Source organism: Nocardia sp. NPDC051750 (genome assembly GCF_044453135.1).
Classification (GTDB): Bacteria; Actinomycetota; Actinomycetes; order Mycobacteriales; family Mycobacteriaceae; genus Nocardia.
In genome coordinates this window covers 779,096-803,328 of record NZ_JBITCK010000003.1, presented here as the reverse complement: position 1 = coordinate 803,328, position 24,233 = coordinate 779,096, and the positions used below count along the sequence as shown (strand labels likewise).

The window sequence follows — 24,233 nt, the reverse complement described above, 5'->3', positions numbered from 1 at the left end:
TGCCCTTTCTCAGCGATTGTTGTAGCCGGCGTCGACGGGCAGGGTGACGCCGGTGATGTAGCGGGCCTCGTCGGATGCGAGGAAGACCAGGGCGTTGCTGATATCGACCGCCTCGATCAACTCGACCGGCATCGGGTCCTTGTACGCATCGTCGTTGGCGACCTCGGGGTGCGCATTGACGAAAGCGCCGTACTCGGCATTGGCAACCATCGGGGTGTTCACCCCGGTGGGGTGGATGGTGTTGACCCGGATGAAGTGCTTGGCGAGCTGTTTGGAGTACAGCCGCATGAGGCCGACGACTCCGTGCTTGGCGGCGGAATATCCGGCCTGCCCGGGAAAGGTGCTCAGGCCGATACTGCGCAGGCCCGCGGCGGAACTAGTGATCGCGATGGACCCGCCTTCGCCGCGCTCGATCATGCCGGGCACGGTCACCTCCAGCGTGTGCCACACACCGGTGAGCATGGTGTCGACGGTGTCGTGCCAGGCCTGGGGCTCACTCCCCTTGTCCAGCACCGGCATGATGCCGGCATTGGCGACGACGGTGTCGATGTGGCCGAACTCCGCGATACCGGCGTCGTAGGCGCGCTGGATATCCGCACGCTCGCGCACGTCACCGAGGGTCGTCACGATCCGCCCGCCCGCCTTCTCGACCAGGCGCACGGTTTCGGCGAGATCCTCCTCGGTGGCCATCGGGTAGAACACCGACGGGATCTGGGCACAGATATCCATGCCGATGATCGCGGCGCCTTCCTCGGCCAGCCGGACGGCGTGCGATCGCCCCTGGCCGCGCGCCACACCGGTGATGAACGCGACCTTGCCGTCGAGACGCTTCATGGATTTTGCTCTCTCACTGCGGTTTCGGAAGATGAACGACGCCGGGGCGAAATTTCCGGATCTGCGGTCGCTTACCGCCACCCCGGATGAGACCTATTGCCGAATGGCTGTGAGTGGCGTCACAACAAAGTACTGCGGCCCGAGCAGTTCGTCAACATAGAACAAAAGTCGTTCTTTATCTCATGTTGCACCGATGCCGAACAGCGTATGGATTTCCTCCTGCTCGAAGGACAGCAGGCGCAGCACCCGAACGGTGCGCTCGTCGACGGGGTCCACCCGGATCAGCGCCACTTGCGCGCCGGCGTCCCGCATCTCCCCCAGGGCGCGCGTCAGCAATGCCGAACCGAGTCCGCGGCCGCGGACTCGGGGAGCGACGACGGCGGCGCGGATCCAGGCCCCGCGGAATTCGCCGTAGGGCACCGTGCGCGCCTCGAAGCGGACCAGCCCTGCCGGACCCTCCGGATCACTCACCGCGATCACCCGAGTGGACCCGGGCGCCGAGGTCGCGCCGCACGGTCGCGAGAGCACGGCCTCCTCGAACTCGAAGGCCGACGCCGAGTCATCGGCAGATTCCGAGGCCGGTACGACAATTCCGGCGTCGACCTCCTTCAGCGGAAGCGACCAAGGCCCCGACAGATGCCGCACCAAGGTCCACTGCCGGTCGACCGCGGCGATGCCGAATCGGGCGGCGAGCCGTTCGGCCGCCGGGTGGGTGCCGTACGCCCAGGCCCGCAACGTCCGCGCACCGGTCCCGCACCATCCTTCCGGCGCGGTCACGTCCAGGCCCAGTTCCTCGACGAGGAGGGTGGCGACTCCGCGCGAGCGATAATCCGGATGCACCACGAATCGCACGACACCCTCCCCCGCCGGATCCACGCGCAGGTTCAGGTAGGCCACGGTCACCCACGGCGCGTCCGCATGCACACTCAGATCGCGACGGGCCCGGATGGGAAGGTGAGTGATACGCACACCACCCCGCGAACGTTCGGCGGGCACGCTCGCATCGATAGTGGAGAAACCGGCTTCGGCGTCGTATTCGGCCGCGGTGCCGATCAGGGCGGTCACCTGGGCGAGTTCCTCGGCATCCAGTTCGGGACGCCATCGGTAAGAGATCATCCGTACTCCTCGACGAGCGGAATCTGGGACTAAATCTAACGGTAGTCGGTTTCCGGGGCAATGCCCGGAGCTTTACAGCTAAAACTAACTCGTTTAGATTTAAGCAAGGATCGGCAGCAGTCACGCCGCCGAGTACAGATTGGAGGTAACCCGATGACCGAGGTCGGAGCACCCCGCGAGGAACGTATTCGCCGCACCCTCGACCACCTGCGCAACGACACCACCGACGAGTTCGCCCACACCACCTGGTTCGAACCGGAGGAGTTCACCGATACCGCGGTGGCCAAGCGCGAACGCGATCTCGTCTTCGGCCGGGTGCCCAGCATCGTCGCGCACGGTTCCGAGATCCCCCGCGCCGGCGATTTCTTCACCCTGCAGTTGCCCCGGAACAACGTGATCGTGGTCCGCCAGCGTGACGGCAGTGTCAAAACCCTGGTCAACCTGTGCCGCCATCGCGGCGCGATGGTCGAGAAGGAGGAGAAGGGCCGCTGCCGGCTGTTCTCCTGCCCCTATCATCGCTGGTCCTACGACACCGACGGCAGTCTGCGCACCATCACTCGCGACAACACCTTCGGCGAGGCCGAACGCGCGGAGATGGGCCTGATCTCATTGCCCACCGAGGAGCGGCACGGCTTCATCTGGGTGATCGACGACGCCGATGCCGAGATCGACGTCGCGAGCTGGCTCGGCCCCGAGATGGACGCGGTCCTGGCGTCCTACAACCTCGAATCGCTGGTCACAGTACGCAGTGAAGGTTTCGACGAACCGGTGAACTGGAAGATCATGCAGGACGCCTTCCTCGACGGCTACCACATCCAGTACGCGCACCCGAACACCGCCGCCAAGCACATTCACACCAATGTGCTGTCCTTCGACGATTTCGGCCGGCACTGCCGCTTCATCGCCCCGCGTAAATCGATCGACCGCTGGATCGAAGAAGATCCCGGCGACCGCAGTCTCGCCAACCACGTCACCGAGACCCATTTCTTGCTGCCCAACAGCACCCTGCTGCGTCAGCCGGACCACTTCCAGCTGCTCACCTTCCGGCCCCATCCCACCGATCCCCAGCGCAGCCGCATGGAGATGCGGCTGATCGTGCCCAAGGTGGAGGACACCGAGATGACCGAGGAGCGCTGGACCCGGCTGTGGGACAAGAACTGGGAGATCCTGCTGGCCGTCCTGCATGCCGAGGACTTTCCGCTGCTGCGTGATTCCCAGGTGAGCATGGCCAGCGCCAACGCCGGACGAATGATTCTGGGCCGCAACGAGGTGGCCAACCAGGTGTTCCGCCGCGGCGTCCAGGAACTGCTCGCTCAGCACTGAGCCGGAGGCTCGCCCGGTACCGAGCCCGAGGCGCTCGGCGGCACCGAGCCGGGCGCACGATACGAAGGAGAATCCGACAGTGGAGAGCGATCTCTTCGACAACGACCACGAACTCTTCCGCGCCTCGGTGCGCGGATTCGTCGACAAACATGTCACCCCCAATCTCGAGAAATGGGATGCCCAGCGGCTGATCGACCGCGAGATCTGGCTCGCCGCCGGCCGCCAGGGCATGCTCGGACTCCCCGTTCCGGAGGAGTTCGGCGGTCCCGCGGAAACCGACTACCGATACCGGGTGGTCATCCAGGAGGAGATCGCCCGGGTAGGCGCCTCGGCGCTCCAATCCGGCTTCTCCACCAACGACGACATCGTCCTCAACTATCTGCTCCGGCACGCCGACGACGCGCAGCGCCGCCGCTGGCTGTCCGGGTTCGTCACCGGGGAGACGATCGGCGCGATCGCCATGAGCGAGCCCGGCGCCGGCAGCGATCTACGCGCCATCACCACCACCGCCGTCCGCGACGGCGAGGACTGGATCATCAACGGCGCCAAAACCTTCATCACCAGCGGAATCCTCGCCGACCTGGTGATCGTGTTCGCCAAAACCGACCCCGATGCCGGCTCCAAGGGCTTCAGCCTGCTCGTCGTCGACGACGGCACCCCCGGCTTCTCCCGCGGCCGCAAACTCGACAAGGTCGGGTTGCACGCCCAGGACACCGCCGAACTGTTCTTCGACAATGTCCGGGTGCCCGCCGCCAACCTGCTCGGCGACCGCGGCGCCGGCTTCGCCTACCTGATGCAGTCGCTGCCCCTGGAACGCCTCGGCATCGGTATCGCCGCCCAGGTTTCGGCCGAGGCAGTCTTCCGCTGGACCATGGACTACGTCCGCGAGCGCTCCGCGTTCGGCAAACGTATCGGCGAATTCCAGGGCATGGGTTTCACCCTGGCGGAGCTGCGCTCGGCGATCGAGGTCTCCCGGGCCTACATCGACCGCTGCGTCCGTGCCCACAACGCGGGCACGCTCACGGCGGTGGATGCGGCCAAGGCCAAGCTGTGGGCCACCGAACTCCAGGGCCGGGTCATCGACGCCGGCGTCCAGTTCCACGGCGGCTACGGCTACATGATGGAGTACCCGGTGGCCCGGGCCTATCTGGATCACCGCATCCAGCGGATCTACGGTGGCACCAACGAGATCATGAAGGAAATCATCCACCGGGATCTCATGAAATCCTGATGTCACCGGTCTCACAACCGTCCGGACGGCCCAGTGTCTCAAGGTGTGCACGGTGAGCCGGTTCGAACGATTACTGCACAACAGAATCTCGGCGCACACGCTGGATACCAGCCGTGCCGGATTCATCCATCACAGCGCCGAGGTCGCGGGGATACTGACCGCGACGGACTGACCGGGCAGGCGCGGTATGGTCGGCGGCCGCACCGCACGCCTGGTCAGTCGATCAGCTCATGAGCAATGTGCCGAGCAAACCACCGAGGAGGATGATTCCGGTACTCAGCAGCTGCACCGGAATGCGTACCTGGGCGTGGCATTTGATATCGGTGCAGCTCACTCCGATGCCGATCGGAACCCTGGCCCATGTCACCAGCCAGGCGAGCAGGAGGGGCGGGGATTCGCAGCCCGGCCCTGGGCTGCAACTGGGAACCCCCAGCGGAAAGAGCAGCGAATAGAAGAGGACGGCAGGCATGGTGACCCACAGCAGGACCAATGCGAGGGCGCCGACGAAAGTCACGGGGGCGTCGGAAGGTGCTGGTGCGGGCATGGATCCAGATCGGCGCCTCGGCGGCAGCGCCGAATCCGTAGCAATACTCGGCCGCGTGAGTGATATTTCCGCAGTTCAACTGTGAACAGCGTGCGACAACCGATACGCCGTCGACAGGATTCGCAAACGCCTTCCCACGGTCCGGGCTACGCGGACACTACTCCCCTATTCGGGTATTGCTACGCATGCGGTGCGCGGGGCGGTGCGCGAGCGTAGAGACATGTTCACCTTTTCTGTTCCCAGAAGTACCGCACTGTTCGTCGGCTTGGCCGTGGCCGCCGCCGCGGTGACAGGATGCGCGGATTCCGATATCACCGGAACAGCTGTCCCGGAAACCACTACCGAGTCGCTCGAGACCACGACATCTACCGAGTCCCCGGAACCGTCCGGCGATCCTGTCGGCACGGCGACCTTGGAGGTGCGGGGCGGCACCGTTCCGGTGACGATCCGCTATTCGATCAACGGCGCCGCCGAACAGGTCGAAACAGTCGACACCCTGCCGTGGACGAAGGAGTATCCGGTTTACGAACAGGTCACCTCCTATGTCAGCGTCAAGGGCACATCGATTTGCGCCATCGTCATGGATGACCACCGATTGGTGGATATCGGGACCGATGACAACGCGACCTGCAGCTTCGCCTACTGGGGCTGACGTATCCAATGTTCCGCACCTGAACTCCGCGGTCAGCAGCTGTATGCGAAGCTGGAGGCGGACGCGAAGGTCATCCGCAGGACCGAGGACACCAGCTGATCGGGACGGGTCACCAGAGCGCGGGTCCGGCGAACCTGTTCGACGGGATATCGCCGATAACCGGGGTGTTCAGGAGTATCCGGGGACAGCCACGCTGAGCGGTTCTATTCGGGCGTACCGCTCGTGTGATGATCGTCGGCGTGGATTGCGGCGATGTCCTCTCCGCGCTCGTCTCCTGGGCCGAGGTCTGCGAGAAACGGTCGTGAGCACGACAACGGCGGGCCCACGCGCGGCGGTCGTGCGGTTTCGACTCGACAGTGCCGATCATTCCACTGAGGCGGTCGGTGTCGTCATGTCAGTGGTTGCAGTTCGGGTAGTTCGGCGGCGAGTTCTGGCAGTGCGGGTGCGGCCCGGTTGTGTCGCAGGTCGGTGAGTGCGGCGATGAGAACAGTTGTCAGGACTGTCTGCATGCGGTGTGGCGCGATATCACCTGTGCCGACGAGGTTGCCGAAGGGTGGTGCCACGAAATAGAACGGTGGATCGCCGAAAGCATTGTGACCGGCCCCGGCGATCGCCACTTCCCATGATGGTGGTGCTTGCTCGTGCCGGAGTGCCAGCCACTCCGCTCGGGCATCGGGCATTCCTGCGGCATCACACGGGTTTCCGGCGGCGCAACTGGCGTCGGAGGCGATGAGCAGTCCCGGTTTTCGATTGTCGCGGCGGGCGGGATCGGGTTGGGGCCCGTCCATGTTGATCGAGCCGGGGCATCGTTCGTCGTGATCGCAGGCCAGGGTGGCCGCGGTACCGCCGAGTGAGTGTCCGCCGTAGACCACGGTGCGGTGATCGACCTGTCCGGCGAGCGCCGGAATTCGACCGCCGATCAGCGCGTCCACCATGGCCACGAGGTCGGTGGCCTGGGTATCGGCAGAGCGGTCGATCGCAGCGATCTGCGGCTGTGGTGGGGACGGTGTGGTGTACTCCTTTCCGGCGACCACCCGGGACGGCGTTGTGGTGGGTACGGAGAGCGCAACGATGTAGCCGTGGCTGGCCAGTTCTTCGCCCACACTCGTATACATCCATGGTGCGGTGGCGAAGCCAGGGGCGAGCGCGACGAGTGGCCACCGTCCCGCGGCGAGCTCGGCATCACTTCGTGCCCACGCCTGCACGTGACCGATGTCCTGCAGCATCCAGCCGAGGCCGGCGGTCGGTGGTAGAGCTCCTTCGCGCCATCCGAGTGGCGCATATTCGGCGCGGGCCGATGATCCGGTTTCCGTGCTGCTCGCCGGATACCAGATCCATGCGGCGCGATCCGGTTCGGGATCGGTCGGCGAACCGGCCGGCACGGTGGTGATCAGCCGTCCGACCGCCTGCTCGCCGGTGGGTTCGGGCAATACGAGGGTTCGATAGCGGAGCACGCCGACGGTGGTGAGGTAGCCGGCAGCGAGTACGGCGACCACCAGGGCGGCGACGCCCAGCCTGCGCGGCCATCTGCGCACCCGCCGGCTCACGATCTGTTCCCGGCAGCAAGAGCCTCCAGCACGCTATCAGCCTCGGATGTGCTGATCAGCAGTTCGTGGTAGCCGAGTTCGCCCGCGAAATCCTCGGTCACTACGACGCGGACCGCGGGAACCCAGCGGCGGACGCTGAGGAAACGGGAGGTGCCCGTGCCCAGACCCCACCGCCCGATCTTCACAACACCGGTAACGACAACACCCGACCGACCTCCGGGTGCCGCCGTGAAACGAGTGGGCCGATCGACCCGCTCGGCCGCATCGACAGCGGTGAGCGGTATGACGAACCGGCGCCTTCCGCCTGCGAACACCCGCTCCCACCAGGTGAGGTCGACGTGAACGTGCGCGTCGTGGAGGGTCAATTGTGCCATGGCGATTCTCCGGCTTAGATTGGTATCAGTCCTTACATTAATATCAAAAGTGATACCAAGGAGCAATGGGTGGCCCAGCAGCAAAAGCCCACACTCGCGGCGGTGATGCATCAACCCGTCCGGTGGCGTATCGCACAGGCTCTGATCGGCCGGGAGCTGACCACCCGGCAACTGGCCGAACAGCTGCCCGATATCACGCACGCCACCCTCTACCGGCATGTCAACGTCCTGATCGAGGCGGGGATCGTGCGGGTCGTCGCCGAGCGGAAAGTGCGCGGCACCACCGAGCGGACCCTGCGACTCGGCCCTGAGCACAGCGATTCGGAGCGTGCGGATGCCGACCAGGTGCGGGCGTTCTTCACGGTGTTCGTCGCGGGGATCTCCGGCGATATGGACCGCTATCTCGGACGGGAGGATATCGACCCCGAACGAGACGGCCTCGCATTGCGGCAGAGCGCGATCTGGGTCGCCGACGACGAGATGGCCGAGTTCGCCGCTGGTTTCGCGCGTTTCCTGGAACCCTACCTGCACCCCCGAGACGGCCGCACACGCCGGATCATGTCGACCATTCTCGTGCCGGACCGCTGACCATACCGGGGCAGCGACACGCCTGCGCCGAGGTGGGAGCGTCCGGAGTGGCGGAGTACCCGAATCCACTGCCACCGACAATGAGACAGAGCCGAGCAATCAACAGACCCTGTCCCCGGCGATGCAAGCGGCTGCCGAGAACGGTTCGGCCGACCCGTACTGGATTGTCAGCCGCGAACCTGGAGCGTCAGAAGACGCCGGCCGACTACTTCGCAGCAGCCTCCTGCATCGGCGCCGTATCCGAAGCCGAGAGCTGGAGGACCCCGGCCCTGATCAGCGCGTCGATGTCGGCGCTGTCCATGCCGAGCTCAGCGCAGATCTCCCGGATATGTTCCCCGGCAAGCGGCGCCTGACGGGTCGGAGGGTCGGCGATACCGGTGAACACAGCCGCGCGGGCGACGGCGGGCAGGCTCATGGGTAAGTGGTCGTGTTCGACCCCGGTGTAGGTCGCACGGGGGGGTCAGGTGCGGGTCGGTGAGGAGTTGCGGGAGTCGCAGCATGGCCCCGACGGGAACGCCCGCCGCCTGTAGTTCGGCGGCGGCTTCCTGGGGGTCGCGGTCGCGGGCCGCGACCTCATCACCCCGGCTGCCTACTTCCCCAGTTGTGCAAGACTTGCCGCCACTCTGTCAATTGTCCCGCTGGTTACGGTATTGTCCCGGCCGCTGAGATACCGAGCAGTACTCCAATACGGCTCAATCGGTCGCCGGGTTCGGTGAGGGGGTTGTTCAGCGGCGATGCATTCGACGCACCTCCCACCAGGACTCTTCCGCGCCGCCCACTCAGCCCCCGGACAGATCCGCGGAGAGATCCCGGGCCTGCACACCTTCCGGCAACCGCACCTCTTCGATCTGCTCCGGCCGATCGTCGTATTCGAGCCGTAGGGCACGGCAGATCGTCGCGTGCATGTCGTACAGCGTGGTGATGTAGGTGAGTTCGAGAATCTCCTTATCGCTCAACGCATCCCGCAGTACCTCGAACACCTCGTCGGGTACCCGGCCGCCGTCGTAGACGAGCGCGTCGGTGTAGGCCAGCACAGCTCGTTCCAGCGGGGTGAAGATATCGCTGACCTGCCAATGCGGGATGGCCGTGATCTTTTCCTCGGGGACCCCGAGCGACCGCATCTGCTTGCAATGCTGCGAGAAAACGAACTGACTGCCGCGGGTGAAGCCGGCGCGACTCTGACCGAGTTCGCGCAGGGTCGGGTCCAGCGTAGCGTTGCGGTAGACGGCGAAACCTCGGACAGCGTGGCGGAATACGTCGGGCGACTGGGCGAATACCGTCCACCAGTCGCCGGGGGTGGCATGGACGGTGCCGTGATCGACGGCCGGGTCCTTGTCCGGCCCGAAGAGCCGGTCGTAGTAGAACAGGATCCGCTCGTCGGTGACTTCGGCACGGGGTACTTCACGCAATCTGGGCACGGTGGTGCTCCTTTCGGTTCAGTGGGATGTGGGGACGCGGCGGTCGGCGGCGGTCTTCGGTTCGTGCGAGATATCGCCTTCGGTGAAGGTGCGCGTCCAGCAGGCGAATTCCAGCAGTACGCCGTCGGGGTCCTGGAAATAGAAGGAGCGCACGAAGGTGCCCGGGTGCACCTCCCGGGAGACTCCGGCGCGACTGTCGTCGTGATTGAGTACGCGGCTGACCTGGATCCCCGCGGCCCGCACCTGCTCGTAGTACTCGTCGAACTTCTCCGGCGGGACGGCGAAGGCGACGTGGTTCATCGAACCGACCGCGCTCACGAGTTCGCCCGCGTCGGGCAGGCCCTTGGGCGCTGCCACGCCCGGTGCCGCGTCGGGGGCGTCGGCGAGCCAGAAGAAGGCGAGCGTATTCCCGTTTCCGCAGTCGAAGAAGAAGTGCTGTCCCAGGTCTCCGGGCAGTTCGATGGTCTTGACCAGCGGCATACCGAGTACGCCCGTGTAGAAGTCGATGGTCCGGCGCATATCGGAGCACACCAGCGCCAGATGGTTGATTCCGCGTAGTTCGTACCTCGGGTTGGTGGCGTTCACAGCAATCCTTCCAATGGACGAGAATGGCGCGCAACCGGCCGTATCGGCAGTCGACACAGCCAGAACATGACTTGACAGTCATGTCAGCTTCGGGAATAGTCTGTCCTGTGGCGAAGTCATCTGTCAACAGTTCCCCCGCCTCGGTCGACACCCTGACCCCGCGGGGACGCAAGACGCGTGACGCTCTATTGGACGCGGCCCGTCGCGTCTTCGAATCGGTCGGTTTCCTCGACGCGCGGGTGGAACTGATCGCCCAGGAAGCCGGCGTCTCGTACGGCACCTTCTATCGGTATTTCGAATCGAAGGACGATGTCTTCGGAGAGCTGAGCAACCGGCTGTTCGAGGATATGCACCGCCGCGAGCCCGCGGCGGCCGATCTCTCCCCCGCCGAACGCCTGATCGCCTCGAACCGGTCCTACTACCAGGCATACCGGCGCAACGCACCCATGATGGCGATCATCGAACAGGTTGCGACCTTCAACGAGGAGTTCCGGCTGCTCCGGCACGAGCACCGCCGCCAGCTGATCGACCGCACGGCCCGGGCGATCTCCCGCTGGCAGTCCGAAGGCCTGGTACCTGCCGGTCTCGACCCCGAGCTGGCTGCCCGCGCCATGTCCGCCATGGTCGACCACACCTTGTACCTGTGGCTGATCCAGGGCGAGGACGCCGACGAAGAAGCATTGCTGGCGACGCTCGATCAGATGTGTGTCGGCGCGCTCCAGCTCAACCGAAAGCCCTGACCGGCGCAGCTCTGCCGTCTCGAGGAGGCACATAATGACAACGGATTCGCGATCGGGCGCGGACGCACCGCCGCGCGGGCCGCTCGAGGGCTATCGCGTCCTGGAACTGGGCACCCTCATCGCGGGCCCCTACTGCGGCCGGCTGCTCGGTGACCTCGGCGCGGACGTCGTCAAGATCGAAGCCCCGGACCGGCCGGACCCGCTGCGCGAATGGGGCCAGGCCGAAGGCGGCCACCAGTATTTCTGGACGGTCCATGCCCGCAACAAGCGTTGCGTCGGAATCGATCTGCGGACCGACGCGGGCCGTGAGATCTTTCTCGAGCTGGTCTGCACCGCCGATGTGGTGGTGGAAAGCTTCCGGCCGGGGACGTTGGAGCGCTGGGGAATCGGCTACGACGTGTTGACCGCGGTCTCGCCCGGACTCGTACTCGCCCGGGTATCGGGCTACGGCCAAACTGGCCCCTATGCCTCCCGGCCGGGCTACGCCTCGGTCGCCGAGGGCGTCAGCGGGCTCCGCTATCTGAACGGGTTTCCGGGCCAGGCGCCGCCCCGCATCGCCCTGTCGCTGGGCGACAGCCTCGCCGGGATGTTCGCGTTCCAAGGTGTTCTGGCCGCCCTGCTGGTGCGAGAACGCACCGGGCGCGGGCAGATCGTCGATGCTGCGCTCACCGAGGCATCCCTCGCGATCCAGGAGTCCACGGTGCCCGACTACCACAAGACCGGGCATATCAGGCAGCCCTCGGGCACCCGGCTGGACCGGATCGCACCCTCGAATCTGTACCGCGCGAAGGACGGCTTGTGGGTCATCATCGCGGCCAACCAGGACACCGTGTTCGGGCGGCTGGCGGCAGCCATGGGCCGGCCGGAACTCGCTACCGACCCGCGCTATATCGACCACACTGCGCGGGGCCGTAACCAGGACGAGCTCGACGAGATCATCGCGGCGTGGGCCGCGGAGTTCACCGCAGCCGAACTCATCGACCTGCTGGCCGCGGCCGGTGTCGTAGCCGGACCGGTCAACACGGTCGCCGAGGTGATGGCCGATCCACAGTTTCTCGCGCGCGGCCTCTTCGTCGATCATCACGACCCCTCGGTCCCGCCCACCGATCCCGGATACGACCCGGTACCGGTGAAAGGTGTCGGCGTGGTACCCAGATTGAGCGAAACACCGGGCGGGGTCCGCTGGGGTGGCCCCGGCCGCCCGGGTGCGCACACCGACGAGGTCCTCGGCGAAATCCTCGGCTACACCACGGACCGGCTCAGCGAACTGCACGCACAAGGAACGATCGCATGAACGCACCGGCACAGGTCGCTATCCGCGAGGTCGGACCGCGCGACGGTCTCCAGATCGAGGCGCCGATTCCGACCGATGCCAAACTCCGGCTGATCGCGGCGCTGGTCGCCACGGGAGTCGGCCGGATCGAGGTCACCTCGTTCGTATCTCCGCGCGCTGTTCCGGCGCTCGCCGATGCCGAACTGGTGGCGGCCGAGTTGCACCGCTGGCCGGACGTGGAGTTCTCCGCGCTGGTCGCCGGACTCGGCGGGGTCCGGCGGGCGCTGGCCGCGGGCATGACGCGGCTCGAGTACGTGGTGTCGGCCTCCGACGGGCACAGCGGCGCCAACGTCGGGCGCACCAGCGAAGAGTCGATCGCGCTCATCGCCCCTGTCGCGGAAATGGTGCACCGCGTGGGCGGCGAGCTGGAAGTGATCATCGCGATCGCGTTCGACTGCCCATTCGACGGGCCGACGCCGCCACACCGGGTAGCCGAGATCGCGGCGCGGGCCCGAGCCGCCGGTGCCGACAGCCTTTCCGTTGCCGATACCGTCGGCACGGCAACCCCGCACCGGACCGCCGAGGTCGTCGACCTCGTGCGTGCCGCGGTCCCCGTTGTGGAGATCGGATTGCATCTGCACAACACCCGGGGCCAGGGCCTGGCCAATGCGTGGTCGGGTTATCTGCACGGGATCCGCCGATTCGATGCCGCCGCAGGAGGTTTCGGTGGCTGCCCCTTCGCGCCGGGCGCCGGCGGCAATATCGCCACCGAGGAACTGACCTACCTGTTCGAGGACAGCGGTATCACCACCGGTATCGACCTGCCCGCGACCCTCGCGGCGGCGAACCTCGCCGCCGATCTGCTCGGCCGGCCCGCAGACAGCAACCTGCTCCGCGCCGGTGGGCGCCTGCTTCCCTCGTCCGCCCCGGGACGCTGAACACTGCCGGAGGCCATGCCACCGGTCATGCCGAAAGAAAAGGATTTCCGATGAACGATCTGGCCGATCGTTTCTTCGCCGCTGTCAGCGCGGGCGATGAAGCGACTCTGACCGAGCTGTACGCTCCGGACGCCCGGATCTGGCACAACGACAAAGGCACCGAGGAAACCGTCACCGAGAATCTGCGGGTTCTGCGCTGGCTTTCGCGGACCCTCGTCGATATGCGCTACGAGGACATCCGCCGATATCCACTGCCCGCCGGCTTCGCCCAGCAGCATGTCCTGCGTGGCGGACTTCCCGGACACGGTTTGCTCGAGGTAGCGGCTTGCCTGTTCGTCGAGGTCCGTGACGGGCGCATCATCCGGATCGACGAATACGTCGACTCGGCGGCGACCCGGCCGCTGCGCGAATTCACCGGCCGGAAGGGATGACGACGTTGGACACCCGGATCACCGAACTCACCGCGCGAATGCGCGGTTTCATCGACAACGAGGTCATCCCGAGCGAACCGGTGCTCGTCCGCGACGACGACTCCGCCCGGGAAACTCTCGCGGGTCTGCGCGCGCGAGCGAAGGAACTCGACCTCTGGGCACTCGGCCATCCTGCCGAGGTCGGCGGTGGTGGTCTGCCGTTCCTCGACTTCGTCTACCTCAACGAGATCATCGGCCGCTCCGAGTTCGGGCAGCTGGCGGTCGGTTCGGTATCGATGCAGGACACACTGATGCTGCATCTGCACGGCACCGGGGAACAGCGGCGGCGCTGGATCCCCGGACTGGTGTCCGGGGATATCCTGCCGTCGGTCGGGCTCACCGAACCCGAGGTCGCGGGCTCGGACCCGACACTGATCGAAACTCGCGCGGTAGCCGACGGTGACACCTGGGTGATCAACGGGCACAAATGGTTCACCACCGGTGCGGAACAGGCGGCGTTCTGCACCGTGTTCGCCCGCACCGAGCCCGACAGCGCGCCCCGGCATGCCCGGATCAGCGCGATCATCGTGCCGTCCGATACGCCGGGTTTCGAGATCGTGCGCTCGATCCCGACGATGGGGCACGACCCCAGTGATCATTACGAGGTCCGCCTCACCGATGTCCGCGTCCCCTTGGACTATCTGCTCGGCGAACGCGGTAAAGGCTTTGCGGTGGCCCAGGACCGGCTCGGTGCCGGCCGGATCTTCCACGGTATGCGCTGGCTCGGCCAGGCCCAGCGCGCCTACGAACTGATGTGCGACCGCGCCAACAGTCGTTTCGCGCACGGGTCGGTACTCGCGGAGAAGGGCGAGGTCCATCGCTATATCGCCGAATCCGCCGCCCAGATCCACGCGGCGCGACTCATGACCCTGGATGCCGCGCGGGCGATGGACGCCGGGGAGGACTACCGCGTACGCGTCGGCCTGGTGAAGTTCTGGGGCGCCCGGATGCTGCACGATGTCATCGATCGCGCGATCCAGGTGCACGGCGCACTCGGCCTCACCGCCGACACTCCGCTGGAGCGCATGTACCGGCAGGCACGGTACGCGCGCATCTACGACGGCCCCGACGAGGTGCACCGGATGTCCACCGCTCGGCGCCTGCTGCGCGACCCCGGGGCCGCACCATGGCTGTGACGACGCCGCCGGAGACCCTCGCCGACGGAGTACGTGCCGTCCTGGCCGCCGTCACCGGCACCGAACTCACCGGTGCCGAGGTGCGCCGGCTCACCGGTGGCGCCAGCCGCGAGATATACGCCGTGCGTGCCACCGATTCGGCAGGCCGCGAGATCAGCGCTGTGCTGCGCCGGGATCCGCCCGGCCGGGGTGAGATCGACCGGATGCGCGCCGAAGTGGCGTGTCTGCGCGCCGCCGCGGCGGCCGGCGTACCGGTGCCCGAGGTTCTCGCCTCCGGCGACACCGCGCCAGGAATCGATGCCCCGTACCTGGTGATGAACACCGTTCCCGGCGAGGCGCTCCCACGCAGGCTACTACGCGATCCTCACTTCGCCTCCGTCCGTACCCATCTCGCCGAAGACTTCGGTTACGTGCTGGGTCTGGTGCATCGCACGCCTGTGACGACGCTCACCGCACTGGACGACCGCGACCCGCTGGACGCCATCGAGAAAACCTATCGTGACCTGGCCGAACCACGGCCGGCCGTGGAGATCGGCCTGCGGTGGCTACGTGACAACCGGCCACCCGATCGACCGGCGGGCCTCGTGCACGGGGACTTCCGGCTGGGAAACCTGCTGATCGACGCCGACGGCATCCGTGGCGTATTGGACTGGGAACTGGCCCATCTCGGCAACCCGATCGAAGACCTGGGCTGGCTCTGCGTTCGCGCCTGGCGTTTCGGCGCGACGGCACCGGTGGGCGGGCTCGGCACCCGCGATCAGCTCCTCGACGGCTACCGGCGTGCCACCGGCGGCCGGCCGTCGGCGGCCGAACTGCATTGGTGGGAGGTATTCGGCACACTGAAATGGCTGGTGCTGAGCCGGTTCCAGGCCGAACGCCATCTCGGCGGCACCGAACATTCGCTCGAGCTGGCCGCTATCGGTCGCCGGGTCTGTGAATCCGAGTACGACCTGCTCGATGTTCTGGGCCTGCTCGAGACCGGTCCCGGCGACAGCACACCACACACCTCGGCGCCCACAGTCCACGATCGCCCGGATCTCACCGAGATCCTCGATATCGTGGCGGAAACGCTCACCGCCGAGATCAGCCCTGCCCTACCGGGGGACGCCGGCGCGCAACGCTATCTCCTGCGTATCTGTGCTTCGCTGCTCCAGATCGGTGGCCGGGAGCTACGAGCCGGTTCCGGACCCACGGAACGGTTGCACGAGATGCTGCGCGCCCTCGACTGCCCGTCCGAAGCGACCCTGGCCGAACGGCTCCGTTCGGGTGCACTCTCGGTCGCGGACGAACGGGTCCGCAGTACGGTGACCGCCGCCGTCGAGGCGAGGCTACAGGTGGCGAACCCGCGCCGGCTCGGCTGATCCCTCCGGAAATCCGGCACCGCATACGAGGCTGACTGGCCGAACCGGGCGGCGCACTCGACGCCGCGGTCGGGCGCGGAACTGCACAGAAGGCATCCGCCCCGTCAAGAGTGTTGTGACGACCGTAGTGGAACCGCGCCGGGTAGTTCGTCACCGAGCCGTTCCTCTGCCCGTGCACTGGATCTCCGTACAGCGAGGCCGGCCGGGTGGTGTCCACCCGGCCGGCCTCGTTCCCTCATCCCTCGAGTGAGAACCGCTCGCGTAGTTCTCGTTTGAGGATTTTCCCGGTCACGTTCTTCGGCAGCGCATCGACGAATTCGACGCGTCGCGGTACCTGGAAACCGGCGAGGTGCTCCCGGCAGCCGGCGATGATATCGGCGGCCGCTACGGTCACTCCGGCCCGCGGCACGACAACCGCGCAGACCACCTCGCCCCACGTTTCGTCGGGAACACCGACGGCGGCGGCCTCGGCGACCGCGGGATGCCGGTACAGCGCCTGCTCCACGGTGAGCGAGGCGACGTTCTCGCCACCGCTGATGATGAGATCCTTCTTCCGGTCGACGATGTAGACGAAACCCTCGTCGTCCTGCCGGACCAAATCACCGGTGCGGAACCATCCGTCGGTGAAGGCGGTGGCCGTCGCCTGCGGATCGTTCCAGTAGCCGACCGTCACCTGATCGGCGCGCACGACCATCTCGCCGATTTCACCGACCGCGACGTCGGCGAATTCGTCGTCGACGATCCGGATATCGGCCAGCCGCATCGGTTTGCCCGCCGACATCAGCAGGCCGGTTTCGCCGGCGGCCGCCCGGCGATGCGCCGCGGCATCCAGATGCAGGACGTTGCCGGCGAGTTCGGTCATACCCATGCCCTGGTAGAAGTCGCAGCCGAACCGCTGCAACCCCTCCCGCAGCACCGCAGCCGGAATCGCCGCCGACCCGTATCCGACCGCCTGCAACGTGTCCAGCGAGCTGGTGTCCAGCGCGGGATCCCGAAGCAGGAAGCTGATCATCGTCGGCGCCAAACCGGTCTGGGTGACCTGCCATTCGTCGACCAACCGGAGGAATGTGGCGTTGTCGTAGGTCCGCAGGATTCCGACCGTGGCGCCCAGGAGATGGTTGACGAGCGTGACATATCCACCCACATGGCACAGCGGGAAACAGAACAGGAACACCGTGTCCTCGGGCAGTTCCCATTGCAGCGCCGACGAGGTGATCCCGGCGAGCAGGTTGCGATGACTGAGCATCACGCCCTTCGGCATACCGGTCGTCCCGCTGGTGTACACCAGCCAGGCGGTATCGTCGGCGGCCGGTCGTACCGGTGGTTCCACGGGCAGGGCTCCGCCCACGAATTCCTCCCACGCCGTGGCGGATTCGATCGGGCCTCCGATCGAAATCACGGTGTGCACGGCAGGGATCTCCGCGCGTATCCGCGCCACCAGATCGGCGAACTCCTCGGCGACGATCAGGACCCCGGATTCCGAGTGCCGCAGCAGCGCCGCCACCTGATCCGGATGGGACCGGAAATTCAGGATGGTCAGCGCCATACCCGCCATCGGTACGCCGTAGTAACAGTCGAAGTACTCCGTGCAGTTGGGGGAGAGTACGGCGACCCTGTCCCCCGGCGCGGCCACCCCGAGTAGGGCATTGGCGAGCCGGCGGCTGCGATCACGCAATTCCCGGTAGCCGATCCGTTGGTCTTCGAACCGCAATGCGATCCGGTCCGGATGTTTGCGAGCGCCGTATTCGACGATGTCACCGACCAGCACGAACTCTGCCCCCTTCCCACCGCAGCATCATGATCGTGTCAGTGCCCGCCCTCATCGGATCGCCAACGGATTGATCGGTGAGCCGATACCACGGGTGAATTGCAGAGGTGGGCCGGCGTAGAAGAAGTCGTATCGGCCGTCGGCGGCACACGCCTCGGACAGATCCTCGAAGTCGAGCATCTCGGCGAGGGTCAGGCCCATATCCCGGATGAGCACCATATGGAGTTCGAATGCGGACCCTGGATTCTCGCCTGGCATCACCTCGACGGCCCAGTTGTCCGAGCCGACGACTGCCACATCGCGTTCCTTCAGCCAGGTCGCACAGTTCAGGCTCAGTCCCGGTTCGCCGGCCATGAACCCGGCGGCATCGCCGTCGGACAGGAATTTCTTGCGCCAGCCCGTCCGGATCAGCAGGATATCGCCGGCCCCGATTGTGACGCCCTGGGCCGCGGCGACGTCGTCGAGTTCCGCGGGTCCGATCGCGGTACCCGTCTCGAGCCAGTCCACGCCGCGTGCCTGCGCGATATCGAGCAGGACACCGCGCCCGGCAATTCCTGCCGACTGGGTGTGGATACCGCATTTGCCGGCGCCCTTGACAGAAACACCGTCTCCGGGAAAACCGTTGTAGAGGTGGTCGTCGTAGTGCACGTGGGCGAGCGAATCGTATTGCGAACCCGCCTGTAACGGCATGAAGACGTAGTCGTCTGCCCATTTGAAGCCGCCGGGAAGCACCTGTTCCTGGCCGTTCTCGGACATCAACCGGATCGGATTGATACGCAGGCCCCCGGGCTGCGGACCGTCACCGTCGAGGGGAATACCCAGCGGAAAAACTTGTCCGGTCCGGATCAGACCGGCTGCGGCCGCAACCCGCTCCGGCGTGATGAGATTCGTGGTCCCCCGCTCGTCGTCACTCCCCCAGCGACCCCAGTTGCTCACTTCTCGGCCGAGCGCGCGCATATCGGGAACTGCAGGCACCGATGCCTCCTGAACAGATAATGACGTGACAGTCATGTCAGCTTTCGTGCCAAGTGTGATCGCTGACACGCCCACCTGTCAAGAGCCCGCCGTCGGCCGGGGGCTCCGGACATCTCCGACGGCACGCGACGAGCGCCACACAACAAGAGCCGACCACGAATGGACGCTGCACGGATTGCGGGCGCCCCACACCACGGGACCAACCGAGAGGGCCATCCCCAGAGTCGGCGACAACGGCTTCGGCATGACATCGAGCGGCGGACCACCCTTCGCTCTGCGACGCGTACCCCACCCCACCGCCGCCGGACGGTTGCCATCGCAGCGAAAACCACCGGTGGACTGCCACACATCCCCCACCCCCCCGGCCACGCGGCCGATACGCGCCGTTGCAGCCAGTTGACAGTGCCGGTGTTCCCGGTCACACTCCCTAAAGCTGACATGACTGTCACGTCAGTGCTGGGAAGTGCCGAGGAGGCAGCATGACCGCGTCCATCACCGAGATATGCGCATCGGTCACGCAGCCCGCGAAGCGGTGATCCTGCCCCGCCTCCGTACCCCTCACCTCTGGGAGCGACCATGAAACGTACTCTCGCCGTGGGCCTGACCGCCCTGTGCGCCGCCGCCGCCCTCACCGCGTGCTCGGGTCGCGACACCGCGACGACATCGGGCGACTGCGATCCCGGTATCACCGATACCGAGATCAGGTTCGGCACCAGCCTCATGCAGTCCGTGGCCGGCGCGCAGGCCGCCGCGGCTACGGCATTGTTCGACGAGATCAATGCCGCGGGCGGAGTCGCCATGGGCGACGGAAAATCACGCACGATCAGCTACACCGCACTGGACGACGGCTACGACCCCGCCCGGACCGTCGGCAATGTGCGGTCGCTGGTCGAACAGGAGCAGGTGTTCGCCATCCAGAATCTGATCGGGACGCCCTCGACCCTCGCAGTCGTCGACTACCTGACGCAGAAGGACGTGCCGCTGGTGTTTCCGATGACCGGCACCGACGAACTGCTCACCAAGCTCGACGAGCGACCCGTGGTCGCCGGCGCGGTGAATCCGCAGACCGGCTGGGAGGTATCGGAGCGGGCCGAACAGATCCTGCGCGACCATCCGCAGGCGAAGATCGCGGTGCTCTACCCGAACGACAGCCTCGGAGCCGGAAGCCTGAGCGCACTGAAGTCCGCGCTCGAGGGCAGCGGAACCCGGATCGTTGCCGAGCAATCGTACGAGCAGACAACGCCATCGGTGGACTCACAGATCGTCAACCTGGCGAGTTCCGGTGCCGATGTCTTCGTCAATTTCGCCACCGCGAGCTTCGTCACCCAGTCGCTGAAGAAAGCGAACGAACTGAGCTGGAAGCCCGACACCTACATCTACTCGGGTGCCACCGATACCAATTTCGTACTCGCACCGGCCGGTCTCGGAGCCGCCGAGGGAATCCACTCCTTCTACTGGATCTACGACGTCAGCAGCCGCGAACACGACACCCATCCGGGTGTGCAGAACTGGCGAGCCTTCGCCGAACGCAACGCGGGGAAGATCAAAACCACCGACACCATCGCGGCCACCGGTTACAACACCGCGCAATTGCTCGTCACCGCCCTCGAACAGATGAAGGGCTGCACCCGCGCCGATCTGCTCGATGCCGTCGGGAACATGCGGGGTGTGACCACGGATCTGTCCATCGACGGCGTCACCTTCGACACCACCCCGGACTACCCGTACGTGATCACCTCGATGGCGCCGATGACGTTCCGGGACGGCAGCTGGCACTACGACGCTGTGGTCACCCGCAGCACACAGGGATGAGCACCGTGCCGGACGTTCGAGCCGCCGGGACAGTACCCGCACTGCGCGTCGAGGAGGTGCGCCTGCGCTTCGGTGGCGTCGTCGCGCTCGACGGGCCCTCGTTCACCATCGAACCCGGCCGTATCGTGGGGCTGATCGGGCCCAACGGCGCGGGCAAAACGACTCTGTTCAACTGCATCAGCCGCCTCTACCAACCGGATTCGGGGCGTATCACTTTCGGTGACACCGACCTGCTGACCCTGCCTGCGGCCGGAATCGCCGACGCCGGAATCGCCCGTACTTTCCAGAACATCGGCCTGTTCCCCACGCTGTCGGTGGTCGACAACATACTCACCGGGGCGTACTCCCGCACCCGGGCCGGATTCGTCCGCACCGCGCTCGGACTGCCGCCGACGCGGCGGGAGGAGCGCCGGGAACGCGAACAGGCATGGTCGCTGCTCGACTCGATGAAGCTGGCCCACCTCGGATCGGAACCGGCCGGAAACCTGCCCTACGGCACCCTCAAACGGGTCGAGCTCGCCCGCGCCCTGATGCAACAGCCGGCACTGCTGATGCTCGACGAACCGGCGAACGGGCTCATCCACGAGGAGGTGCTCGAACTCGCCGAGACGGTCCGCACCCTGCGCGACGAGCGGGGATTCTCGGTGCTGCTGGTCGAGCACCACATGGCCATGGTGATGTCGATCTCGGACCGGGTCGTTGTTCTCAACTTCGGCCAGAAGGTCACCGAGGGCGAACCCGCCGAGGTGGCGGCACATCCGGAAGTCGTCGAGGCGTACCTGGGAGGTGCCGCGTGAACCTGCTCAGTGTCCAGGGGCTGCACGCCCGTTACGGCAGTGCGGAAGTGCTGCACGGTATCGACTTCGACGTATCGGCCGGCGAGGTGACGGTGGTCCTCGGCGCGAACGGCGCAGGGAAAACCACCATCCTGCGGTCGATCTGCGCGATGGTGCACACCACCGGGCGGATCGTGTTCGACGGTCGCGATATCGCCGGTCTACGCACGGATCGGATCGCCCGCCTCGGCGTCGCACACGTTCCGCAGGGGCGCGGAACATTCGGCGACCTGACCGTCGAGGAGAACCTGCGGATCGGCGGGTACACGACCTCCGCCGCGGCCGCCGAACGGGCGATCGACCGATGGTACGACTTCTTCCCGCGGCTGCGGGAGCGGCGGCGGCAGCAGGCGGCCGGACTCAGCGGCGGCGAACAGCAAATGCTTGCTATCGCCCGCGCCCTGGTGGCCGGACCGCGATTGCTGCTGCTCGACGAGCCTTCGCTCGGGCTGGCGCCTCGCATCACCCAGGAGGTATTCCGGACGCTCGCCAGGATCAACAAGGACACGGGCACCACGATTCTCGTCGTCGAGCAGAACGCACACCTCGCGCTCGAGATCGGAACGTCGGCGGTACTCGTCGACGCCGGTCGCGTTGTCGCCCAGCGTCCCGCGGAGCAGCTCGCCCACGACGAGTCGGTGCGGCGCGCGTATCTCGGATATTGAGCACAGGAGAAGTTGGTCATGCAGGTATTTCTGCAACAAGTGCTGGACGGGCTGACCTGGGGCGCGCTCTACGCCGCGTTCGCGCTCAGCATCGTCCTGGTCTATCGGGCGTCCGGGATCGTCAATTTCGCCCAGGGTGAGATGGCGATGTTCTCCGCGTTCTTCGCGTGGCAATTCCATCAGTGGGGTGCCCCGCTGTACCTCGCGATCATGGGAGCGATGGCAGTGGCATTCCTCGGCGGCGCCGTCGCCGAACGGGTGCTGATCCGGCCACTCGCCGGATCACCGAACCATATGCCGCTGGTCATCATCACGCTCGGGCTGATGCTCGTGCTCAACAGTGCGGCCGGGTGGATCTGGGGCGTGCAGAGCCGGGAGTTCCCGCCGATCCTCTCGGGGCCGGTGATCACGCTGGGCCCGGTGGTGATGTCCCGGCAGTCCGTGGTGATCGTCGCCGCCGTGGTGGTCGTCGCCACAGTGCTGTTCGGGCTGTTCCAGCGGACCCGGGTGGGCCTGGCGATGCGGGCGGCCGCCGGCAACCCGGATTCCGCACAACTCGTGGGAGTGCCGGTCGGCCGGATGTTGATGATCGGATGGGGACTGGCCGCCGCCATCGGCGCGCTCGCCGCGTCCCTGGCGGCACCACAGCTTTTCCTGCAACCGAATATGCTGGTCGCGTCGCTGATCTATGCCTTCGCCGCCGCGGTCCTGGGCGGACTCGACAGTCCGGTCGGTGCGATTGTCGGCGGGCTGTGTGTGGGAGTAGCCGAAAATCTCGCCGGTACCTATATCTCCTGGATCGGCCACGATTTCAAACAGGCGGTGGCGCTCGTCCTCATCCTCGGCGTGCTGCTGCTGAAACCCGAGGGTCTGTTCGGCGCCCGGAAGGTGGCCCGGGTATGAGCATCCTGGACAAACTCCGCCGGCCACGCGCCGAACTCGATGCGCCGGTGTGGCTTTCCCGCGCGACGGTGATCCTGGTCGTTCTCGTCGCCGCGGTCGCACCGCTGGTATCCGCGCCGTTCGTGAACTTCGACCGGTCGATGGTGCTGGTCTACATCGTCGTCGGACTCGGACTGAACCTGTTGACCGGCAACACCGGTCAGATCTCGCTGGGCCACGGATTCTTCTTCGCGCTCGGCGCATACCTGAGCGCTGTACTCGTGGAGAACCACGGTGTGCCGTATCCACTCCTGATCCCGCTGGCATTCGCAGTCTGCTACCTCGTGGGCTATCTGTTCGGGTTACCGGCCCTGCGGTTGCACGGACTCCAACTGGCGCTGGCCACTCTGGGGCTCGCGCTGGTGACGCCCGCAGTCATCAAACGGTTCGAACATGTCACGGACGGGCATGCGGGAATCAATATCTTCGCCGCCGAAGCACCGGAGTTCACCGGACTGGAACGAGATCAGTGGGTCTACTACCTGTGTCTGGCCGTGGCACTCGTCGCGTACCTGGTGGTGCGCAGGCTCGCCACCGGCCGCATCGGGCGCTCACTGCTCGCGATCCGCGATTACGAAGCGGTCGCCACCACGCTCGGTGTGCCCACTACCCGGACCAAGACGACGGTCTTCGCGTTCAGTGCCGCGCTCGCCGGCGCCGGCGGGGTGCTCTACAGCTTTGTCGTCCAGTACGTGGGACCGGAGGCGTTCGGGCTACCGCTCGCGATCGCCTTCATCACCATGATCGTCATCGGCGGCCTCGGCACGGTCCCGGGCGTGGTGTTCGGTGCCTTCTTCGTCGTGTATGTCCCCCAGTGGACTGCGGACATCAATCAGTCGGCCGCGGGAATCACCTACGGTGCGGCGTTGATCCTGTTCATCTTTGTCCTTCCCTATGGCGTGATCAGCCTCGTGCGGTGGGGTTTGGGGCCGGTGATCGCGCGCATCCCCGGACGCCGGTGTCGCCGTATTCCAGCCGGTATACGGCAGGAACCGGCACGGCCTCTCGGAAGGACCGGGTGATGCCCTGGCATCCGAGTCCGACCAGTGCACGCGAAGGAAACGGCGAGCTGGTCGGCCTGGGTTCTGCCTGCCTCGGTCAGCGG

The 24,233-nt window shown here is 66.2% G+C and carries 25 protein-coding genes; 15 read left to right on the top strand and 10 right to left on the bottom strand.

The features are described from left to right. Positions 1-9: 9 nt before the first annotated feature. Together ACIA75_RS16955 and ACIA75_RS16950 are read right to left on the bottom strand one after the other, a co-directional pair. The gene (locus ACIA75_RS16955) at positions 10-834 is read right to left on the bottom strand and encodes a mycofactocin-coupled SDR family oxidoreductase (RefSeq protein ID WP_397104738.1); all 825 of its coding nucleotides are present in this window, start codon (positions 832-834) and stop codon (positions 10-12) included. A 180-nt stretch (positions 835-1,014) separates the two neighbouring features. Then, positions 1,015-1,950 (bottom strand): GNAT family N-acetyltransferase, encoded by a 936-nt coding sequence (locus ACIA75_RS16950; protein ID WP_397104736.1) that lies wholly within the window; start codon positions 1,948-1,950, stop codon positions 1,015-1,017. 153 nt (positions 1,951-2,103) lie between these two features. Between ACIA75_RS16950 and ACIA75_RS16945 the strand changes: the two genes are divergently transcribed. Both ACIA75_RS16945 and ACIA75_RS16940 read left to right on the top strand, forming a co-directional pair. After that, the gene (locus tag ACIA75_RS16945; RefSeq protein ID WP_396943347.1) at positions 2,104-3,273 is read left to right on the top strand and encodes an aromatic ring-hydroxylating dioxygenase subunit alpha; all 1,170 of its coding nucleotides are present in this window, start codon (positions 2,104-2,106) and stop codon (positions 3,271-3,273) included. 79 nt (positions 3,274-3,352) lie between these two features. Next, on the top strand, positions 3,353-4,504 hold the full coding sequence (locus tag ACIA75_RS16940; protein WP_397104732.1) for an acyl-CoA dehydrogenase family protein: 1,152 nt from the start codon (positions 3,353-3,355) through the stop codon (positions 4,502-4,504). 223 nt (positions 4,505-4,727) lie between these two features. Here the strand turns inward: ACIA75_RS16940 and ACIA75_RS16935 are convergent, their stop codons facing one another. Beyond that, a complete protein-coding gene (locus ACIA75_RS16935) occupies positions 4,728-5,048 on the bottom strand; it encodes a hypothetical protein (RefSeq protein ID WP_397104730.1) in 321 nt (106 codons plus the stop codon). A 220-nt stretch (positions 5,049-5,268) separates the two neighbouring features. Between ACIA75_RS16935 and ACIA75_RS16930 the strand changes: the two genes are divergently transcribed. Continuing rightward, positions 5,269-5,700: a hypothetical protein gene (locus ACIA75_RS16930; RefSeq protein WP_397104728.1), complete on the top strand. Its 432-nt coding sequence runs from the start codon at positions 5,269-5,271 to the stop codon at positions 5,698-5,700. A gap of 389 nt (positions 5,701-6,089) precedes the next feature. On the opposite strand, the gene ACIA75_RS16925 is transcribed toward ACIA75_RS16930, so the two are convergent. After that, positions 6,090-7,247, bottom strand: coding sequence for a hypothetical protein (locus tag ACIA75_RS16925; RefSeq protein WP_397104725.1), 1,158 nt, complete (start codon positions 7,245-7,247; stop codon positions 6,090-6,092). Then, positions 7,244-7,621: a hypothetical protein gene (locus ACIA75_RS16920; protein WP_397104723.1), complete on the bottom strand. Its 378-nt coding sequence runs from the start codon at positions 7,619-7,621 to the stop codon at positions 7,244-7,246. The genes ACIA75_RS16925 and ACIA75_RS16920 overlap by 4 nt, the downstream gene beginning before the upstream one ends. A 69-nt stretch (positions 7,622-7,690) precedes the next feature. Here ACIA75_RS16920 and ACIA75_RS16915 point away from each other — a divergent pair, with 69 nt between their 5' ends. Then, the gene (locus ACIA75_RS16915; RefSeq protein ID WP_397104721.1) at positions 7,691-8,209 is read left to right on the top strand and encodes a helix-turn-helix domain-containing protein; all 519 of its coding nucleotides are present in this window, start codon (positions 7,691-7,693) and stop codon (positions 8,207-8,209) included. A gap of 205 nt (positions 8,210-8,414) precedes the next feature. Here ACIA75_RS16915 and ACIA75_RS16910 read toward each other — a convergent pair whose 3' ends face one another. The 3 genes from ACIA75_RS16910 to ACIA75_RS16900 all read right to left on the bottom strand — a co-directional run bounded on the left by ACIA75_RS16910 (position 8,415) and on the right by ACIA75_RS16900 (position 10,212). After that, complete coding sequence (locus ACIA75_RS16910) at positions 8,415-8,624, bottom strand: hypothetical protein (protein WP_397104719.1); 210 nt, start codon at positions 8,622-8,624, stop codon at positions 8,415-8,417. A 364-nt stretch (positions 8,625-8,988) separates the two neighbouring features. After that, the gene (locus ACIA75_RS16905) at positions 8,989-9,627 is read right to left on the bottom strand and encodes a carboxymuconolactone decarboxylase family protein (RefSeq protein WP_397104717.1); all 639 of its coding nucleotides are present in this window, start codon (positions 9,625-9,627) and stop codon (positions 8,989-8,991) included. 18 nt (positions 9,628-9,645) lie between these two features. Then, a complete protein-coding gene (locus tag ACIA75_RS16900) occupies positions 9,646-10,212 on the bottom strand; it encodes a VOC family protein (protein ID WP_397104715.1) in 567 nt (188 codons plus the stop codon). A gap of 107 nt (positions 10,213-10,319) precedes the next feature. Between ACIA75_RS16900 and ACIA75_RS16895 the strand changes: the two genes are divergently transcribed. From ACIA75_RS16895 to ACIA75_RS16870, 6 genes are read left to right on the top strand one after another with little or no spacing between them, the layout of a single operon-like run. Beyond that, positions 10,320-10,952 (top strand): TetR/AcrR family transcriptional regulator, encoded by a 633-nt coding sequence (locus tag ACIA75_RS16895; protein ID WP_397104713.1) that lies wholly within the window; start codon positions 10,320-10,322, stop codon positions 10,950-10,952. Between the two features lie 34 nt (positions 10,953-10,986). Next, entirely contained in the window at positions 10,987-12,246 is a 1,260-nt protein-coding gene (locus ACIA75_RS16890; RefSeq protein WP_397104711.1) for a CaiB/BaiF CoA transferase family protein, read from the top strand. Next, positions 12,243-13,163 carry a hydroxymethylglutaryl-CoA lyase gene (locus ACIA75_RS16885; protein WP_397104709.1) on the top strand — a complete coding sequence of 307 codons (921 nt, stop codon included), beginning with the start codon at positions 12,243-12,245 and terminating at the stop codon, positions 13,161-13,163. Before ACIA75_RS16890 ends, ACIA75_RS16885 begins: the two co-directional genes overlap by 4 nt. 50 nt (positions 13,164-13,213) lie before the next feature. Next, positions 13,214-13,594, top strand: a complete 381-nt coding sequence (locus ACIA75_RS16880) for a nuclear transport factor 2 family protein (protein ID WP_397104707.1) — start codon at positions 13,214-13,216, stop codon at positions 13,592-13,594. Further along, positions 13,591-14,769, top strand: coding sequence for an acyl-CoA dehydrogenase family protein (locus ACIA75_RS16875; protein WP_397104705.1), 1,179 nt, complete (start codon positions 13,591-13,593; stop codon positions 14,767-14,769). Before ACIA75_RS16880 ends, ACIA75_RS16875 begins: the two co-directional genes overlap by 4 nt. Further along, a complete protein-coding gene (locus ACIA75_RS16870) occupies positions 14,760-16,130 on the top strand; it encodes a phosphotransferase family protein (RefSeq protein ID WP_397104703.1) in 1,371 nt (456 codons plus the stop codon). Before ACIA75_RS16875 ends, ACIA75_RS16870 begins: the two co-directional genes overlap by 10 nt. A 235-nt stretch (positions 16,131-16,365) precedes the next feature. Here ACIA75_RS16870 and ACIA75_RS16865 read toward each other — a convergent pair whose 3' ends face one another. Beyond that, positions 16,366-17,898 (bottom strand): long-chain-fatty-acid--CoA ligase, encoded by a 1,533-nt coding sequence (locus ACIA75_RS16865; RefSeq protein WP_397104701.1) that lies wholly within the window; start codon positions 17,896-17,898, stop codon positions 16,366-16,368. Between the two features lie 51 nt (positions 17,899-17,949). Then, positions 17,950-18,855, bottom strand: a complete 906-nt coding sequence (locus ACIA75_RS16860; protein ID WP_397105362.1) for a cyclase family protein — start codon at positions 18,853-18,855, stop codon at positions 17,950-17,952. Positions 18,856-19,449: 594 nt separating this feature from the next. On the opposite strand from ACIA75_RS16860, the gene ACIA75_RS16855 reads away from it, so the two are divergent. Genes ACIA75_RS16855 through ACIA75_RS16835 form a run of 5 tightly spaced genes read left to right on the top strand, consistent with a single transcriptional unit; the run spans position 19,450 to position 24,150 of the window. After that, positions 19,450-20,685 (top strand): ABC transporter substrate-binding protein, encoded by a 1,236-nt coding sequence (locus ACIA75_RS16855; RefSeq protein WP_397104699.1) that lies wholly within the window; start codon positions 19,450-19,452, stop codon positions 20,683-20,685. After that, positions 20,682-21,482, top strand: coding sequence for an ABC transporter ATP-binding protein (locus tag ACIA75_RS16850; RefSeq protein ID WP_397104697.1), 801 nt, complete (start codon positions 20,682-20,684; stop codon positions 21,480-21,482). Before ACIA75_RS16855 ends, ACIA75_RS16850 begins: the two co-directional genes overlap by 4 nt. Next, positions 21,479-22,186: an ABC transporter ATP-binding protein gene (locus ACIA75_RS16845; protein ID WP_397104695.1), complete on the top strand. Its 708-nt coding sequence runs from the start codon at positions 21,479-21,481 to the stop codon at positions 22,184-22,186. The genes ACIA75_RS16850 and ACIA75_RS16845 overlap by 4 nt, the downstream gene beginning before the upstream one ends. An 18-nt stretch (positions 22,187-22,204) precedes the next feature. Continuing rightward, positions 22,205-23,089 carry a branched-chain amino acid ABC transporter permease gene (locus ACIA75_RS16840; RefSeq protein WP_397104693.1) on the top strand — a complete coding sequence of 295 codons (885 nt, stop codon included), beginning with the start codon at positions 22,205-22,207 and terminating at the stop codon, positions 23,087-23,089. Next, positions 23,086-24,150: a branched-chain amino acid ABC transporter permease gene (locus ACIA75_RS16835; protein ID WP_397104691.1), complete on the top strand. Its 1,065-nt coding sequence runs from the start codon at positions 23,086-23,088 to the stop codon at positions 24,148-24,150. Before ACIA75_RS16840 ends, ACIA75_RS16835 begins: the two co-directional genes overlap by 4 nt. The last annotated feature ends 83 nt before the right edge of the window (positions 24,151-24,233 follow it).

Excerpts from the sequence above, each read along its gene's own strand:
- ACIA75_RS16935 (WP_397104730.1), bottom strand. The coding sequence starts at position 5,048 with ATGCCCGCACCAGCACCTTCCGACGCCCCCGTGACTTTCGTCGGCGCC.
- ACIA75_RS16885 (WP_397104709.1), top strand. The coding sequence starts at position 12,243 with ATGAACGCACCGGCACAGGTCGCTATCCGCGAGGTCGGACCGCGCGAC.
- ACIA75_RS16950 (WP_397104736.1), bottom strand. The coding sequence starts at position 1,950 with ATGATCTCTTACCGATGGCGTCCCGAACTGGATGCCGAGGAACTCGCC.
- ACIA75_RS16855 (WP_397104699.1), top strand. The coding sequence starts at position 19,450 with ATGAAACGTACTCTCGCCGTGGGCCTGACCGCCCTGTGCGCCGCCGCC.
- ACIA75_RS16910 (WP_397104719.1), bottom strand. The coding sequence starts at position 8,624 with ATGAGCCTGCCCGCCGTCGCCCGCGCGGCTGTGTTCACCGGTATCGCC.
- ACIA75_RS16875 (WP_397104705.1), top strand. The coding sequence starts at position 13,591 with ATGACGACGTTGGACACCCGGATCACCGAACTCACCGCGCGAATGCGC.
- ACIA75_RS16880 (WP_397104707.1), top strand. The coding sequence starts at position 13,214 with ATGAACGATCTGGCCGATCGTTTCTTCGCCGCTGTCAGCGCGGGCGAT.
- ACIA75_RS16850 (WP_397104697.1), top strand. The coding sequence starts at position 20,682 with ATGAGCACCGTGCCGGACGTTCGAGCCGCCGGGACAGTACCCGCACTG.
- ACIA75_RS16870 (WP_397104703.1), top strand. The coding sequence starts at position 14,760 with ATGGCTGTGACGACGCCGCCGGAGACCCTCGCCGACGGAGTACGTGCC.
- ACIA75_RS16920 (WP_397104723.1), bottom strand. The coding sequence starts at position 7,621 with ATGGCACAATTGACCCTCCACGACGCGCACGTTCACGTCGACCTCACC.
- ACIA75_RS16890 (WP_397104711.1), top strand. The coding sequence starts at position 10,987 with ATGACAACGGATTCGCGATCGGGCGCGGACGCACCGCCGCGCGGGCCG.
- ACIA75_RS16835 (WP_397104691.1), top strand. The coding sequence starts at position 23,086 with ATGAGCATCCTGGACAAACTCCGCCGGCCACGCGCCGAACTCGATGCG.
- ACIA75_RS16930 (WP_397104728.1), top strand. The coding sequence starts at position 5,269 with ATGTTCACCTTTTCTGTTCCCAGAAGTACCGCACTGTTCGTCGGCTTG.
- ACIA75_RS16945 (WP_396943347.1), top strand. The coding sequence starts at position 2,104 with ATGACCGAGGTCGGAGCACCCCGCGAGGAACGTATTCGCCGCACCCTC.
- ACIA75_RS16860 (WP_397105362.1), bottom strand. The coding sequence starts at position 18,855 with ATGCGCGCGCTCGGCCGAGAAGTGAGCAACTGGGGTCGCTGGGGGAGT.
- ACIA75_RS16840 (WP_397104693.1), top strand. The coding sequence starts at position 22,205 with ATGCAGGTATTTCTGCAACAAGTGCTGGACGGGCTGACCTGGGGCGCG.
- ACIA75_RS16955 (WP_397104738.1), bottom strand. The coding sequence starts at position 834 with ATGAAGCGTCTCGACGGCAAGGTCGCGTTCATCACCGGTGTGGCGCGC.